We start from the raw sequence: 15,163 nt of genomic DNA on the forward strand, positions 1-15,163 counted from the left end.
GGGGCAGGGGTGGGGTGTTCGGCGTCCCCTGAACGCTCGCCGCTGGAAGGCGGGTGCGTCGGCTGCGGGTCCGCCGTGGCTGGGCGCGCAGTTCCCCGCGCCCCTTTGGGGCGCGCGTCTGCCGGACGCGTCTAGTCCCGGGGGCGTCTGCGCAGCAGGTACGTGTCCATGATCCAGCCCTTGCGGTCGCGGGCCCGTTCGCGCAGTTCGGCGATGCGTGGGGCCGTTTCCGCGAGGGGGCCGGAGGCCAGGATCTCGTCGGGTGTGCCGATGTAGGCGCCCCAGTAGATGTCGATGTCCTGGTCGGCGTACCGCTGGAAGGCCTGGTGGGCGTCGAGCATGACCACCACGTCGTCGACGTCCTCCGGGAAGCCCTGGGCGAGCCGGCGGCCCGTGGTGATTTGGACGGGACGGGCCACGCGGTTGAGCCCGGTGCGGTGGCGGGCGACCAGCGCCGAGACGCTGCTGATGCCCGGCACGACGTCGTGTTCGAAGGAGACCGCGCCCCGGTCGAGGATCTCCTCCAGAATCCCCAGCGTGCTGTCGTACAAGGAGGGGTCGCCCCAGACGAGGAACGCCCCGCTCTCGTCCTCGCCCAGCTCCTCGGTGATCAGCCGCTCGTAGATGTCGGCCCGCGCACTGCGCCAGTCGCCGACGGCGGGGGAGTAGCCCGCGCCCCCGGCGGCCCGGTCCCGCTCCGGGTCGCGCGCCTCCACCAGTCGGTACGTCCCCTCCGGCAGATGCGCGTCGAGAATGTCACGGCGCAGCTGGACGAGATCCGACTTGGCCTCGCCCTTGTCGAGGATGAAGAACACGTCCGTGCTCCTCAGCGCCTTGACCGCCTGCAGGGTCAGTTGGTCGGGATCGCCCGCCCCGATGCCGATGACATGAATCTTTCGCACGCCCCGAGTCTGCCCCACGCCACCGACAGTCCCGTCACCGCATCCGACGGAGGCGGGCCGGCTCCGGCCCCGAGCCGCCGTCAGCCCTCGTCGCCCCGCAGTCGCGGCGCCCACACCTCCGCGTCCACGGCCGCCCCGTCCTTCTCCACCGTGTCCGCCAACTCCCGTGCCCACGCGGCCAGTTGGGCCAGCTCCAGCCCGTACGGCCGCGACCGCCCGGCCTCCGCACCCCACTCCTCGACCGCCCCGGCGCCCCGCCGCAGCAGCCGCGCCCCGCCCGTCACGTTTCCCCGGGCCGCGTGCGTGAGCCCCACCGCGAGCTGGGCGAGCCCGCGCCACAGTGCCCGCTCCTCGTCGGGACCCGACTTCCACGCGTCCTCGAAGACCTCGTGCGCGTGGAACGGTTTGCCCGCCGCCAGCAGCGCCTGCGCCTCGGTGACCGAGTCCTCGGGCGCGCGCACCACCCCTTCGGGCTGCCGCTCCACCCCGTCGGTCCCGTACGGCAGGGGCCGCCCGAGCCCGTCCCGGGGCCGCGCGTTGCGCGCCCGCCCCTCCGCGTCCCGGTCCCGCCTGTCGTCAGAAGCACTGCTCATGCAGCGATTGTCCCTCCCCTCACGCCACCTTCGAAGCAGCACCGGGGGTGGGGTAGTGTTCTGTCTGCGCGATCACGTGGTTCTGCCGCAATGAAGCGCATCGGGACGTGGCGCAGCTTGGTAGCGCACTTGACTGGGGGTCAAGGGGTCGCAGGTTCAAATCCTGTCGTCCCGACTCGTACGAGTCGTAGGTCAGGGCAGGATCGAGTCGATGTAGCCCCCGTCGACGCGCAGGGCTCCGCCCGTCGTGGCCGAAGCCTGGTCGGAGCTGAGATAGACGACCATGTGGGCGATCTCCTCGGGCTCGATCAGCCGATGCAGCAGGGACTGCGGCCGGTGCTTCCGCATGAACTCGCGCTGGGCCTCGTCCCAGGGCAGATCGCGGTCGACGAGCTCGTAGACGAAGTCCTCGACGCCGCCGGTGTGGGTGGGCCCTGCGATGACCGAGTTGACCGTCACCCCCGTGCCCGCAGCCTGCTTCGCGAAGCCGCGGCCGACCGCGAGGAGCGCCGTCTTGGACATGCCGTAGTGGATCATCTCGGCCGGGATGACGACCGCCGAGTCGCTGGCGATGTTCTGGATCCGGCCCCAGCCGCGCTCCGTCATGCCCGGCAGGTACATACGGATCAGCCGTACCGCGGCCAGCACGTTCACCTCGAAATAGCGCCGCCACTCCTCGTCGCTGATCTCCAGCGGGTCGGCGGAGCCGAAGATGCCGAGGTTGTTGACGAGGATGTCCACCTCCGGCAGCGTCTCCAGGACGCGCTGCGCGCCCTCCTCGTTCGACACATCGGCGGCCACCGGGACGAAGTCCGCACCAGGCACCTCCGCCGCCAGCCGCTCCACGCCCTCCGCGACCCGCTTCTCGTTCCGGCCGTTCACCCCCACCCGGGCGCCGGAGCGCGCGAGTCCGGCGGCGATCGCCGCGCCGATGCCCTGCGTCGAGCCCGTCACCAGGGCGGTGCGACCCGTCAGATCGATCTGCATGTGGAACCAGTCCCCTTGTGCGTCTGTCCGTCCTGCGTGCCGGTACGTCTGCCGTCAGCCTGGTGGCAGGGCGATCGCCCCGCCACTCCGGTCGACGCCGGCGGACACGGCCTCGGCTGCGTATGCCCGCTCGGCGACGGGTGACACTCGGGCCGGGCTCGCGTCCCCGCGACGCGCCGACAGGCCCTTCGGGGCATTCGGCCGGCCACGGCAGGATGGCGGTCATGCGATTTCGACTGCTCGGCCGCCTGGAGCTGGTGAATGCCAACGGCGCGGTCGTCCCTCCCGGCGCCGTGTCCCGGGCGATCGTGGGACGGCTGCTGCTCGCCCACGGGGCGGTCGTGCAGCGCGACACCCTCGTCGACGAGTTGTGGGCGGAGCGCGAGACCAAGAACCCGGTCGGCGCGCTTCAGGTCCAGATGGCCAAGCTGCGCGCCGCCTTCGCGGCGCGGGGCGAGGACGCCCGCCTGCTGTTCGGCCACGGCGGCTATCGGCTCGTCCTGGGACCGGAGGACGAGGTCGATGTGCCCGTCTTCGAGGCCGCGGTCCGGCAAGGCCGTGAGCACCTGGCGGCCGAGGAGTACGAGAAGGCCGAGAGCAACCTGCGGCTGGGGCTGTCGATGTGGCGTGGCCGCGCCCTGGACGGCCTGGAGGGACGGGTCTTCGAAACCGAGCGGACCCGCCTCGAGGATCTGCGGCTGGGCGCTCTGGAGGACGTCGCCACCGCGGGCCTCGAAGTCGGCCGCGCGGAGGACCTGGTCCCCGAACTGAAGGCCCTGGTGTCCCTCGCACCGCTCCGCGAGCGGTCCCGGACCCGCCTCATGCTCGCGCTCTACCGCTGCGGGCGGTTCACGGAAGCCCTGGAGGTCTACGAAACGGGCCGACGGTTGCTGAAGTCCGAGCTCGGTGTTGTTCCCTCGCTGGAGCTGCGCTCGCTGCACGCCGCGATCATCCGCCACGATCCGTCCCTGCAAGGGCCGGCCTCCACGTCGTACCGCCTGACGTCGACGCGCACGGATGTCCGGCCGGCACCCGGCGAGGGCAATCCGATCCGGCCGCTCGGCCCGTTCGTCGGCAGGCGCAGAGATCTCGGCGCGCTGCGTGCGGTCGTCGACCGCGAGCGGCTGGTGACCGTGCTGGGCCCGGGAGGCGTCGGCAAGACACGCCTGGCGCGGGAGGTGTGCGCACTGGTCCAGCCGTCCCGCGGCAACGTCTGGTGGGTGGATCTGGCGCCGGCCGACGACGCGAACGTGCTGGCGGTGGTCGCCTCCGTGCTCGGACTGTCCGACACCTCCGTCCGGCCGGACCAGCCGCCGTACGACCATCTCCACCGGCTCACCTCGTTCCTGGCCGGACGCCGGGCGGTCCTCGTGCTCGACAACTGCGAGCACCTGCTCGACGCGGTCGCCCCGCTCGTGGCGACGCTGCTGGGCCGGTGTCCCTCGCTGACCGTCCTGACCACCAGCAGAGCACCGCTGGAGGCCCCCGCCGAGGTGCTGTACCCCTTGGCGCCGATGCCGGACGAGGAGGCCGCGGACCTGTTCGGTATGCGCGCTGCCATGATCGATCCGTCCTTCGCCCCGGACGAGGCGGCGCTGCACGACATCCGCCGCCTCTGCCGCAGGCTCGACGGACTCCCGCTGGCGGTGGAACTCGCCGCCGCACACGTACGGCTCCTGACCGTTCGTGAGATCGAGGCCCGTCTCGACAACCGCTTCACCCTGCTGACCAAGGGGGAGCGCACCGCGCCGGCCCGACACCGCACCCTGCGTGCCGTCCTCGACTGGAGCTACGCCCTCCTCGACTCCACCGAGCAGACGCTGCTGACGGAGCTGGCCCTGTACGTGGGCGGCTGCTCCGTCGACCTCATGGAAACGGTCATGCCGCTGCCCGGGGCGGACAGTTCCGAACTGCTGCACGTGCTGGGGCAGTTGGTCGACAAGTCCCTTCTCGTACCGGTCTCCACGCCCGACGGGAACCGGCTGCGGATGCTGGAGACGGTCCGCGAGTACGCGCTCACCCGGCTCCGGGAGGAGGGCCGGGCGCCCGAAGCCGAGGAACGCCTCATGACATGGGCCGCACGCCTCGTCCGTGAAGGCAGCGAGGGAATCTCGTCCCGCGACCAGAAGGAGTGGGCCAGGCGCCTCACCGAGGAGTCCGCCAACATCAGGGCGGCCTCGGACCTGATGGCGGCCAGGTCAAGGGGGGCCGAGGCGCTGCTCCTTGAGGCGCGGCTCGGCTACTTCTGGTTCATCAGCGGCCGCGAGGAAGAGGGGATCGACCGACTCCAACGCACTCTGCAGGCATACGACTTGACGGTAGGACAGCGGCATGCGGAGCCCAGCGAGGAGGACGAATGGGCGCTCTTCTACACGATCGCCTGGCTCACCTGGCTCAACCATGTCGCCGGACATCACGCGGAAGCCGGCTCCACGACCACGGCCCTGGCCGGACCTCAGGGCTCGCGACCACCGCAACTGGACGCACTGGGCGCGGACACGGACGTGGTCACCCTGACCATGGGCGGCAACGACATCGGCTTCTCCAGGAACCTGTCCACCTGCGCCGGACTGACGTCCCAGGACCCGACTGGCAGCCCGTGCAAGACCTTCTTCACGAGCGGCGGCACCGACCAGCTTGAGCAGCGCGTCAACGACACCGCTCCCAAGATCGCAGCGGCGCTGGACGCCGTCCGGCAGCGGGCTCCTCACGCCAAGGTCCTGGTGGTCGGCTATCCCGGCCTGTTCCCGGACGACGGGGTCGGCTGCACCAGCTCCGCCGTACCGCTCGCGGCCGGTGACTTCGCCTATCTGCGGGACACCGAGAAGAAGCTCAACGCGATGCTCGCGAGCCAGGCGTCGGCGAAGGGCGTGGGCTACGTCGACACCTACACCTCGTCGGTAGGACACGACATGTGCAAGCCGGCCGGAGAGCGCTGGATCGAACCCCTGGTCGCGGCGGCTCCGGCCGCGCCCGCCCACCCCAACGCCCGGGGCCAGCAGGCCATGGCCGCCGCGGTGGAGCGTGCCGTCCACTGCCGCGCGAACCGCCGATGACGTGAGAGGGAGGGGACACCGGCTGTCCTGGGGAGGGTCGGTGCCCCCGTCCCTCGAGCGGCCCGGAAAGAACGCTTGGTCGGCCGGGGCCCATGTCTTCGCCCTCTTGTCGGAGGAGTGGCGAACCGTGAGAAGTCGCCGAAGTCCGGCGATGTCTCGACCCGATACGACGAAGGTCACAGTTATATATCGGACACTTCGCACTTCAATCTTCACACGAGGTGCACATGTTGGCTAAGTTGACGGACAGGACGCACGACTCCCTCCGGTGAACCTCGCCGGGTCGCGCGGCCTCCGCCGAATTCGGTGGCCCTCGTGGCGACCGGAACCGGGGACCCAACCGAACTTTGGGGTGAATCGGCCCAACCGCCCGACAGGGCAAGGGCCGTAGGGCATACCTTCCGGATTCCTCGCCCGAACCCGACAGCTAACTCGGTAGGCGGAGCACGGAAGGAGTACGGCTCCCATCGCGCCGGAACGAACCCCGCGCCCCGGAGGCAGCAACCTCCCGGGTATACCCCGGCCCGCCCTCGCGACGGCGGCCGCCACCTCAGTGGACCTCTACTCCTCGGCCGGCGGTTCCTCGCCGGCGAGAGAGGACGACAAGCCGAGTCGCGAAGAGGTCCAGCAGCGGATCAGCAGCCTCTACGACCAAGCAGAGACCGTCAGCGGGAACTACAACGCGACCCGGGCGATGAGTTCGGGGCGCACGCGCGAGCGTGTGATGCCCGGATCCGACACCGGGCGTGGGCGCGCCGACACGGTTGCCGCCCCTGCTCCCGCTCTGAACGACCGCGCCAAGCAGTGGTTCGACGTGGGGCGTTCGCAACTGGGGCCCCTCATCCCCGCCGTGCTGCCGCCCGACAGGATGCCGGACCGCGACCAGGCCGCGACGCGGCCCAAGAGCCCCGGTGGCCGTTCGGGAGAACGGTCGCCCGACCGCTCGGGCGACCGCGCGCTGGAAGCGCCGAGCAAACCGCTCCTGGAGCTGACCGCCGGACCCGGCGCCGCGTCAACCGCCCGACCGGTGGCGGAGTTGACCGCAGGGCCCATCGCCGCGCTGCCCGCCGTGCCGCAGGCGCGCCAGGAGGCCACCGCGATCCTGCCCGCGATCGCCGCCGATCCGCGGCAGTCGCTGAAGACCTCCAAGCAGCGGAACCAGAGCAAGCTCGCGAAGGCCCGTGAACTGCTCTCCGCACACACTGCCCGGCGGAGCGCGCCGGTGGCGGCGATCGAGCCCCCGCCGGCGGAGACCGTCTGGGCCACCACCGAGGGGCAGGGCTACCGCCAGGCCGAGGCCGAATGGTGGCAGCCGCAGCAACAGTTCGAGCCGCAGCAGCAGTTGCAGCCACTGCAGCAGTCGCAGTCGGCCGGTTATTACGGCACACAAATGTCCGTCGACGCCCTGGGCGGCCCGGACCTGACGCTCGGCATGGGGCTGCCCGCTGCCCCGGCTCCGATTCCGACTCCGTCAATCGCTCCGGCTCCGGTACCGGCTCCTGCTCCTGTTCCGTCGATCGGCATGGACCTGCCCATGGGCCCGGACCTCACGTTCGGTATGGCTCCGGCCATCGACGTCCGTACGCCGATGGGCACGGGCCTGCCCATCGGTTCGGACGGTGCCGCGAACCCGGGATACGGCGCATCGAACCCCGGCTACGGCGCCGCGACCCCGGCATACAGCGGGGTGTCGACCCCGGGATACGCCGGATCGGCCCCCGGATACGGCGGAAAGGCGGCGACAGCCGTCGACTTCGCCCGTGGGCAGATCGGCAAGCCCTGTGTGTGGGGAGCGATGGGGCCGGGGTCGTACGACTGCTCCAGCCTCACGCAGGCGGCGTGGAAGGCGGCGGGGGTCGCACTCCCGCGTACCGTGAACGATCAGGCGGTCGCCGGCATGGCGGTCCCCCTCTCCGACATCCGTCTCGGCGACCTGGTCCTCTTCCACGGGCACGTCGGCCATGTCGGCATCTACAGCGGCAACGGCATGATGGTCCACGCGCCGAGCCCGGGGGCGGCCATCCGCGAGGAGTCGATCCACTGGGCCGGCGAGTCGGCGATCCACAGCGTGATCCGGCCTGCCTGACCCTGACCCGGAGGCCGTATCGGTGGGCGCGCGAGGCGCCGCCCGATACGGCCTCCGATCGTCTCGTTCCGGAGACGGCAGGTCTGCGAAAGTGTCAGCTCATGTCGAGCGAGACGGCGACGTCGGTGATGGCTATGGGGAACTGGTCCACACTGGTCGTGGCTCCGGTGAGCACGTCGACGGTGTAGAACGTCGACGTCGAGGCACCGGCCGGGGTCAGGGTGGCGAAGGCCGTGTTCGAGATCGTCTTGCCGGCGCTCAGATCGCTGAAGATGTCGAAGCCCGCGTTGACACCGGCGTCGAAGCCCAGTGAGCCGGTCGGCACCAGCAGGCCGTTGGCGGGCGGCGACTGGATGACGACCTGGTCCGAAGTCGTGTTGATGTCGAACAGCGTCGTCGCGGTGGCCGAGTTCAGGTCGTTGTTGGTGTAGGCGGCTCCCGTGACGCCGTGGGTCGTCGCCCCGTCCGTGGTCAGGGGGGTGTTCGTGGCGGTGCTGCTGTTGGCGAGGTTGTGCGCCAGGTTCTGACCGGTGTCACTGATGATCCGCAACCGGTCGGCCGCGGGGTTGAAGTCGACACCGAAGTTCGTGCCCTGCAGCGGAACACTGAGCTGCGAGACCTTGGTGACAAGCGGGTTCGGGACGGCGGGCGGGATCTGGACCGTGTAGATGCCGCCCTTGTTGCCGACCAGGTACAACAGTCCGTTCTGTACGCGGAAGTCGAGCCCGACGACGGCGGTGTCGCCGACGAGCCCGTCGATGCGCTTGAACCAGTTGAGCGTGCCGGGGTCGTCGGTGTTGAACGCGGCCATCAGCGTACCGTCGGCCGAGATGCCGAACGCCAGCAGACGGGGCGGCGCCGCGTGGCTGGTGCCCGGCGTCGCCACGACGAGTGCCGCCATGGCGGACGCGGCCGCGACCGCCGCGGCCATTCTCTTCTTGAGCCCTGCTTTCATCGCTACTTCCCTCTCGGTCGGCGTGAGCTTGAGCGTGGATGTGAGCGCGAGCGTGTGCTGTGTCAGAGGTGTTGCCGCCTGGTCCGTCAGGCCGGATCGACAGGCGGCGACGGCAAGCTATGGGGCAGGACTGGACATCCACTGGACGGTGGTTGAACGGCGGATCGGCCGCTCGGCGGGGCTCCGCGGGCTCACGGCCCCGAAGTGGTCGACGACGCGGTGGCTGGCACCCACGGCCCCAGGGCCCGGCGGGCGCGCTCGACGCCTGCATGCGCTCGTGCCAGCTGGTCGTGTTCACCGGTGACGGACGCGACCGTCGCCGCGGTGGAGTGGTGGTCGAGCGCCTCGTCGTGACGGCCGCTGCCGTACAGCGCCTCGGCGAGGCCGTTGAGCGCCGACGCCTCGCCGTAGCCCTCACCGTTCTCACGGAACAGTTCGAGGGCCCGCCGCTGACAGGCGACGGCGGCCACGAACTCGCCCTGCCCCAGCCGGATTTCGCCGAGCCCGGACAGCGCGTACGCCTCTCCGCCGTGGTGCCCCAACTGCCGGAAGAGCGTGAGGGCTTGCTCCTGGCACTCGGCCGCGGACTCCGAACGGCCCAGCCTCAGAAGGGCGTTGCCGAGGTGGGAGAGGGTGCGGGCGCGGCCGATCCGGTCACCGGTCAGATCGTGCAGGGCGAGGGCGTGCCGTTGGTGGTCGGCCGCCTGCCCGTACTCGCCCAGCCGCAGACAGACATTGCCGAGGTTCGTGAGGGTGCGCGCCTGGCCCACCTGGTCGCCGGTCTCCCGGTAGAGGGCGAGGGCCTGTTGATGGTCGTGCGCGGCGTCGCGGAGGCTGCCCAGCCGCCAGTGGACGTTGCCGAGGTTGGACAGGGTTCTGGCGCGCCCCGCCCGGTCGCCCGTCCGGCGGTGCAGTTCGAGGGCCCGTACGAGATGGTCCTCGGCCGATCCCGCGTCGGCGAGCCGCCAGTGGACGACCCCGAGGTTGGTCAGCGCGTGGGCCTGTCCGCCCAGGTCGCCGATCGTCTCGGCGGCCCGCAGGGCGTGGCGGTGGATCTCCAGCGCCTCGGTGTGGTGACCGGAGTCGAGGTGGCGGAACAGGAGGGCCGCCAGGCGGACGGCGTGCCGGGGGCTGCCGCGGTCCGCGGCCACCGCGCAGACGGCGGCCAGTGTCGGCCGCTCGGCGTCCAGCCAGGCCCGTGCCACGTCCGCGTCGCCGAGGGCCGGCGAGACATGGACGGTGGCCGCGACCGCGGGCCTGTGGTGCCGCTCGGCCGGGTAGAGCGTGTCCATGGCCGCCGCGGCCGTGCCGAGGTAGTGGTCGAAGAGACGGACCAGCGCGGCCTGCCGTTCGGCCTCGGAGTCATGCGTACGGGTCAGGCGGTACGCGTAGGCACGCAGCAGGTCGTGCGTGCCGAACCGGCCCGGCCGGGCGGGCTGAAGGAGGTGGGCACGGGCCAGCAACGCCAGGGTCCCGGCGGCGTGGACCGGACCCTCACCGGGGCCCGCGGGCTCATCGCCTGGTACGGCGTCTGGCATGTGGGCCAGCACGTGCTCTGGTGTGTGGGCCGACGTCCGACCCGGCATGTGCTCTGGTGTGTGGGCCGGTGTCCGTCCCGGCCCGCGCTCCGGCATGTGAGCCGGTGTCCGGCCCGGCACCTGTACCCGCTCCGGCGTGTGGCGTGGCACGCTGCCCGGCACCTGGCCCGACGAGGCGCCAGGCACGTGCCCGGGTCTCTCGTCCCGCGCGGCGTCCGGCGCACGGGGCGGCCCTTCGCCCGGCGCATGGGTTGGCCCTTCGCTCGGCGCAGGGGTCGGCACATGGGTCGGCCCCTCGCCCGGCACCCGGACCGTCGCTTCGTCCGGCGTTTCGCCGATCAGCGCCGCGACCGCATGGGCGTCCGCCTCCGGTCCGGGGTGCAGGCTCAGCAGGCGGAAGGTGCGGGCGGCCGGGGCGGGGAGGCGCTCGTACGACCAGGAGAACACCGCCTCCACCGCCGCGCGCCGGTCGCCGCCCGCGTCCAGGAGATCGAGCCGCCGATGCTGGTCGGCCAGTTCCGCCACCAGGTCCGCCAGTCGCGACGACGGGTGGGCGACGGCGAGTTCGGCCGCGACCCGGAGCGCCAGCGGGAGACGCGCGCACTGTTCGGCCAGGGCGGCGGCAGGACCCGGCTCGGTGTCGACGCGCGTACCGACGAGTGCGCGCAGCAGGGCGACCGCGTCGGGCGGCGGGAGGGGGCCCAGACCGATACGGCGGGCGCCGTGCAGGGCCACCAGTCCCGCGAGGCTGTCCCGGCTGGTGACCACGACCGAACAGGCCGGCGAGCCGGGAAGCAGCGGGCGGACCTGCTCCTCGGACAGGGCGTTGTCCAGGACCAACAGCATGCGCCGGTCGGCCAGTTCGGTCCGGAACCGGCTCGCGCGGTCGTCCACGTCGAGCGGGACCGCGTCACCGGGGACCCCGAGCACGGTGAGGAACCGAGTCAGGGCGTCGCCGGGAGGCATGGGGCGGTCCGGGTCGTAGCCGCGCAGGTTGACGTAGAGCTGGCCGTCGGGGAACCGGTGCCGTGTGCGGTGCGCCCAGTGCACGGCCAGCGCGGTCTTCCCCACCCCGGCAGTGCCGGAGACGACCGACACGGCCCCGGCCGTCGGGCTGTCCGCCGCCGCGGCCAGCAGCCGGTCCAGTGCGGACAGTTCGGGGTCACGGCCCGCGAAGTCGGGTACGTCCGCGGGGAGTTGCGCGGGTAATCGGTGCGCCGAAGGCGGGTACGGGGGTACGTGGGCGGGCACCTGCGCGGGCAACTCGCCAGGACCCTCGGCCGTGTTGCCGGCGGGAGCGTGCCCGGTCCCGCGAGCGGAGAGCCGGGTGCGGCGGCGCAGCAGGGCGGCATACGCCTCGGCCAGCGCGGGGCCGGGGTCGACGCCGAGTTCGTCGGCCAGCCGACGGCGGCTCCGCCGGTAGACGGCGACCGCCTGGTCGCGTCGACCGACGGCCTCGTACGCCCGGACGAGCCGGGCCTGGGCGTCCTCGTCCAGCGGCTGCGCGACCGCGGCCTCCTCCAGGACGGGCAGCGCGTCGGCGCTCCTGCCCGCCGCGATCATGGCCTCGCCGTACTGGGCGACCGCCCCGCGACGTTCCTCCGCCAGCGCGACGACCACCGGATGCGCGGAGAGGAAGGGCAGGTCCGCGAGGGGCGGTTGCTGCCACAGCCCGAGCGCGTCGGCGAGCAGTGCGGCGGCCCGCTCCTGGCCGCCGCCCCGCCCGTCCCGTCGTACGGTCACCGCCCCGGCGACCAGGTCCCTGAAGCGCAGCAGGTCGATGGCGTCGTACGGGACGCGCAGCGCGTAGCCGTCGCCGAGCCGGGGGAGCAGCGCACTTCGGGCGCGTGGTGGCCGGTCGGGCTCCAGCAGGTGGCGCAGGTGCTTGATGTGGGTCTGGACGACGTTCGACGCGGTCGCCGGCGGGTGCTCGCCCCACAGCGCGTCCGCGAGTCCGAAGAACGGCAGTTGCTGTCCACGGGACACGGCGAGCAGGGCGAGTACCGCGCGGCGCTGGGGCGAACCGAGGTCGAGGCGGGTGCCGTTCCGCCAGGCGCAGACCGGCCCGAGTACCTGAATGCGCATGCGTCCCCCGCCCGCCGTTTTACAACTCCCTCACCATTCCCTTTCTCTATCCTCGTTTTCGGCATATCCGGAAGGCGTATTCAGGCCCACTGCCGCGCAGTTGTCACACCGGACCGTGGGCCGGCGCTCAGGGTTCCGCGCTCAACGCTCGTCGACGGAGAGGTCCGGGTGATCGCCGAGGCGTCGTACGTACTCCTCGATGTGGCGGTACGCGGCGAGCGTTCCGGCCGCGTCGAAGTGGTCGAGGTGGGTGAGTGTCACCCAGAGGTCCTTGTCCGCGGTGCTGAGCTCAGCGCCCAACACGTAGGGGTGTAGGGCGAGTTGACGGTCGAGCCGGTCCAGTGTGGACTCGCATGCCCCGTCGGCGAGCAGTCCGGCGAGGTCGCGGAGGATGTCGGGCGCGTGGTTGCTGACGACGCGTCCGCTCCAACGGTCGCACAGCGCGGGCGCGGTGAGCGGGCCGTCGTAGTGGTGCCAGGTCGCCTCGTAGGCGCCGCGCAGCGATGCGAAGGCCTCCGGCGTCTCGGCGGGGAGCTTCAGGACCGTGGTGGTGAGCGAACCCGTGAGGCCGAGCAGGTCGAGGACGACCGCTACGCGCCCCGAGTAGGGACAGGCCTCGGACAGGTACAGCTGATAGCGGTGCGGCGCAGGGTAGAAGCCGCCCGCGAGACCGACGCCGATACGGCCGCGGAAGCGCTGCGGACGGGCCGCCGGAGCGGGGACGGACGCGCCACCGGTGGTCGTGCCGCGGCCGGACGAGTGGGGGGAGGATGCGTGGGGGCCGGACGAGTGGGAGGCGGTCGCGCGGGAGGCCGTCGTGGTGAAGGTGTCAGTGCTGCTGGAACCGCGGGAAACTGTCTCGGGCATGACTCTCCAGGGGGAACGCGGAGGCCCTGGCCGCCTCGTGGGCGCCAGTGGCGGAACGGAGTGACTGCGCTGCCGTACAGGTCCGGATCGGTCGGACGCGTAGCGGATCAGTAAGCGCTGGAGACACGCGACAAATCGATGTGCAGGCGCCTCGTCAAGCCGTTCCTGGACAATTCCCACCGGTCCTGCCGTCGGGGCTCGCGAGACGCGAGACCACGCTTGCCCCGCCGCTCCGGCGGAACCCGGTCGTCACCCGGGGCACCCCGTCGCGGTGGAAGGGTTGCCTGCCAGCGGGCCGGGGCCGATGACCGCACGAACGGGGAATCCCCCGCACGACGGGCGCTGGCAATCGTGACCGTCTCCGTCAGTGTTGATGCGCTCAGCGTGACCGTCAAGACGGCGTCTCAACAACTGGGCATCCGGCCGCCGGACCGGGTTCGCACCTCGTGATGGGAAGCCTCCCGACAAGAACTCCCGATGGCAGGAAGAAAAGGCACAGCCGTACTGTTGTGGTCGTTGACGACGAGGCGGTGCCCGATCGAGGGCCCGCGAACGCGAGGTCGGCCGGACCCCTGGTCCGCCGAGCCGGAAGGGCGGAGGTGACGCACGTGCCAGCGCGAACCGTGTCCCGCCGCAGCGTCCCGAAGGCCGCCCCGCTCCATCGCGTACGCCTCTACTCCCGGCCGCACATCGACCTGCTGCGCGTTGCCGGCGCGCTCTGTTGCTCCTGACCTGTATCCCACGCGGTCGCGCCCTCCGATGAGGGCCGGCCTTCTCGTACGGTCGATCAGGAAGGCACACCTCTCGTGTCCTCAGTACCTTCTGCCCTGCCCTCTTCCGCGCAGCTGCACCTAGCCGTGGCGCTCGACGGCGCCGGCTGGCACCCCGCCGCCTGGCGCGAACCGGTGGCCAGGCCCCGCGAACTGTTCACGGCCCAGTACTGGGCCGACCTCGTCGCCGAGGCCGAGCGCGGTCTCCTCGACTTCGTGACCTTCGAGGACGGACTCGGACTGCAGTCCTCGCACTTCATCGAGCCGGACGGGCGGACCGACCAGGTCCGCGGCCGGCTCGACGCCGTTCTCGTCGCCGCGCGCATCGCACCGCTGACCAGCCACATAGGTCTGGTGCCGACGGTGGTGTCCACGCACACGGAGCCGTTCCACATCTCCAAGGCCATCGCCACTCTCGACTATGTGAGTTCCGGACGGGCGGGCCTGCGCGTGCAGTTGACGGCACGACAGAACGAGGCGGCGCACTTCGGCCGCCGTACGCTGCCCCGCCTGGACGCCTACGACAGCCCGGCCACCCAGGACGTGGTGACCGAACTCTTCGACGAGACGGCCGACTACGTCGAGGTCGTACGCAGACTCTGGGACAGCTGGGAGGACGACGCCGAGATCCGGGACGTGGCCACCGGCCGCTTCGTCGACCGCGACAAGCTCCACTACATCGACTTCGAGGGCCCGCACTTCAGCGTCAAGGGCCCCTCCATCACCCCGCGTCCGCCCCAGGGCCAGCCCGTCGTCAGCGCCCTCGCACACCAGAGCGTCCCGTATCGGCTGGTGGCCCGCGCCGCCGACATCGGCTACGTCACCCCGCACGACACCGAGCAGGCCCGCGCGATCGTCGCCGAGATCCGCGCCGAACAGGCCCTCGCGGGCCGCGCCTACCAACCCCTGCACGTCTTCGGCGACCTGGTGGTCCTTCTCGACGACGATCCGGCCGCCGCGTCCGCCCGCAAGGACCGCCTCGACGCCCTCGCGGGAGAGGCGTTCACCAGTGACGCCCGCGTCTTCACCGGCACCCCCGCCCAACTTGCCGACCTGCTCCAAGAGTTGGCGTCGGCCGGGCTGAGCGGCTTCCGGCTGCGCCCCGCAGTCCTCGGCCACGACCTGCCGGCCATCACCCGGGGCCTGGTCCCCGAACTCCAGCGCCGGGGTGTCTTCCGCCGCGCCTACGAGGCCGACACCCTGCGCGGACTGCTCGGGCTCGCCCGCCCGGCCAACCGCTACGCCGCCAGCACCACCGGCGCTGCTGCCGCCGCCGACACCGCTGCCAACGCCACCGCCTGAGCCGGACGGAGACCGCACGACC

10 protein-coding genes, 1 tRNA gene and 2 riboswitches are annotated in these 15,163 nt (G+C 71.8%); of the genes, 5 read left to right on the plus strand and 6 right to left on the minus strand.

Features of this window, described 5'->3' with window-relative positions; translation table 11 throughout:
- Nucleotides 1-131: 131 nt before the first annotated feature.
- Together cobF and AOK17_RS12910 are read right to left on the minus strand one after the other, a co-directional pair.
- Entirely contained in the window at nt 132-902 is a 771-nt protein-coding gene (cobF, locus tag AOK17_RS12905) for a precorrin-6A synthase (deacetylating) (protein ID WP_055612559.1), read from the minus strand.
- Between the two features lie 80 nt (nt 903-982).
- Nucleotides 983-1,495, minus strand: a complete 513-nt coding sequence (locus AOK17_RS12910) for a DUF309 domain-containing protein (RefSeq protein WP_055612560.1) — start codon at nt 1,493-1,495, stop codon at nt 983-985.
- A 101-nt stretch (nt 1,496-1,596) separates the two neighbouring features.
- Between AOK17_RS12910 and AOK17_RS12915 the strand changes: the two genes are divergently transcribed.
- Nucleotides 1,597-1,670 (plus strand) — tRNA-Pro (locus AOK17_RS12915).
- A 17-nt stretch (nt 1,671-1,687) separates the two neighbouring features.
- Here the strand turns inward: AOK17_RS12915 and AOK17_RS12920 are convergent.
- Complete coding sequence (locus AOK17_RS12920; protein ID WP_055612561.1) at nt 1,688-2,482, minus strand: SDR family NAD(P)-dependent oxidoreductase; 795 nt, start codon at nt 2,480-2,482, stop codon at nt 1,688-1,690.
- Between the two features lie 224 nt (nt 2,483-2,706).
- Between AOK17_RS12920 and AOK17_RS12925 the strand changes: the two genes are divergently transcribed.
- Nucleotides 2,707-5,538: a BTAD domain-containing putative transcriptional regulator gene (locus AOK17_RS12925; RefSeq protein WP_245697122.1), complete on the plus strand. Its 2,832-nt coding sequence runs from the start codon at nt 2,707-2,709 to the stop codon at nt 5,536-5,538.
- Nucleotides 5,539-5,823: 285 nt separating this feature from the next.
- Nucleotides 5,824-5,996, plus strand: a riboswitch (cyclic di-AMP (ydaO/yuaA leader).
- 95 nt (nt 5,997-6,091) lie between these two features.
- Nucleotides 6,092-7,624: a C40 family peptidase gene (locus AOK17_RS52160; protein ID WP_245697123.1), complete on the plus strand. Its 1,533-nt coding sequence runs from the start codon at nt 6,092-6,094 to the stop codon at nt 7,622-7,624.
- Nucleotides 7,625-7,718: 94 nt separating this feature from the next.
- On the opposite strand, the gene AOK17_RS12935 is transcribed toward AOK17_RS52160, so the two are convergent.
- The 3 genes from AOK17_RS12935 to AOK17_RS12945 form a co-directional block, all read right to left on the minus strand.
- A complete protein-coding gene (locus AOK17_RS12935) occupies nt 7,719-8,579 on the minus strand; it encodes a DUF4394 domain-containing protein (protein WP_079052983.1) in 861 nt (286 codons plus the stop codon).
- 191 nt (nt 8,580-8,770) lie between these two features.
- Nucleotides 8,771-12,202 (minus strand): AfsR/SARP family transcriptional regulator, encoded by a 3,432-nt coding sequence (locus AOK17_RS12940; protein WP_055612563.1) that lies wholly within the window; start codon nt 12,200-12,202, stop codon nt 8,771-8,773.
- Between the two features lie 141 nt (nt 12,203-12,343).
- Nucleotides 12,344-13,069, minus strand: a complete 726-nt coding sequence (locus AOK17_RS12945) for a glutathione S-transferase family protein (RefSeq protein WP_055612564.1) — start codon at nt 13,067-13,069, stop codon at nt 12,344-12,346.
- A gap of 210 nt (nt 13,070-13,279) precedes the next feature.
- Nucleotides 13,280-13,426: riboswitch (SAM riboswitch) on the minus strand.
- A 251-nt stretch (nt 13,427-13,677) separates the two neighbouring features.
- On the opposite strand from AOK17_RS12945, the gene AOK17_RS53550 reads away from it, so the two are divergent.
- The gene (locus tag AOK17_RS53550; protein ID WP_257678064.1) at nt 13,678-13,800 is read left to right on the plus strand and encodes a putative leader peptide; all 123 of its coding nucleotides are present in this window, start codon (nt 13,678-13,680) and stop codon (nt 13,798-13,800) included.
- Nucleotides 13,801-13,875: 75 nt separating this feature from the next.
- The gene (locus AOK17_RS12950) at nt 13,876-15,141 is read left to right on the plus strand and encodes an LLM class flavin-dependent oxidoreductase (RefSeq protein WP_055612565.1); all 1,266 of its coding nucleotides are present in this window, start codon (nt 13,876-13,878) and stop codon (nt 15,139-15,141) included.
- Nucleotides 15,142-15,163: the final 22 nt, after the last annotated feature.

The sequence above is a fragment of the Streptomyces phaeochromogenes genome (assembly GCF_001418655.1).
In the GTDB taxonomy this organism is placed as follows: Bacteria; Actinomycetota; Actinomycetes; order Streptomycetales; family Streptomycetaceae; genus Streptomyces; species Streptomyces phaeochromogenes.

Coding starts and splice junctions, on each gene's coding strand:
- AOK17_RS12910 (WP_055612560.1), bottom strand. CDS start 1,495: ATGAGCAGTGCTTCTGACGACAGGCGGGACCGGGACGCGGAGGGGCGG.
- AOK17_RS12920 (WP_055612561.1), bottom strand. CDS start 2,482: ATGCAGATCGATCTGACGGGTCGCACCGCCCTGGTGACGGGCTCGACG.
- AOK17_RS12935 (WP_079052983.1), bottom strand. CDS start 8,579: ATGAAAGCAGGGCTCAAGAAGAGAATGGCCGCGGCGGTCGCGGCCGCG.
- AOK17_RS12945 (WP_055612564.1), bottom strand. CDS start 13,069: ATGCCCGAGACAGTTTCCCGCGGTTCCAGCAGCACTGACACCTTCACC.
- AOK17_RS12925 (WP_245697122.1), top strand. CDS start 2,707: ATGCGATTTCGACTGCTCGGCCGCCTGGAGCTGGTGAATGCCAACGGC.
- AOK17_RS12940 (WP_055612563.1), bottom strand. CDS start 12,202: ATGCGCATTCAGGTACTCGGGCCGGTCTGCGCCTGGCGGAACGGCACC.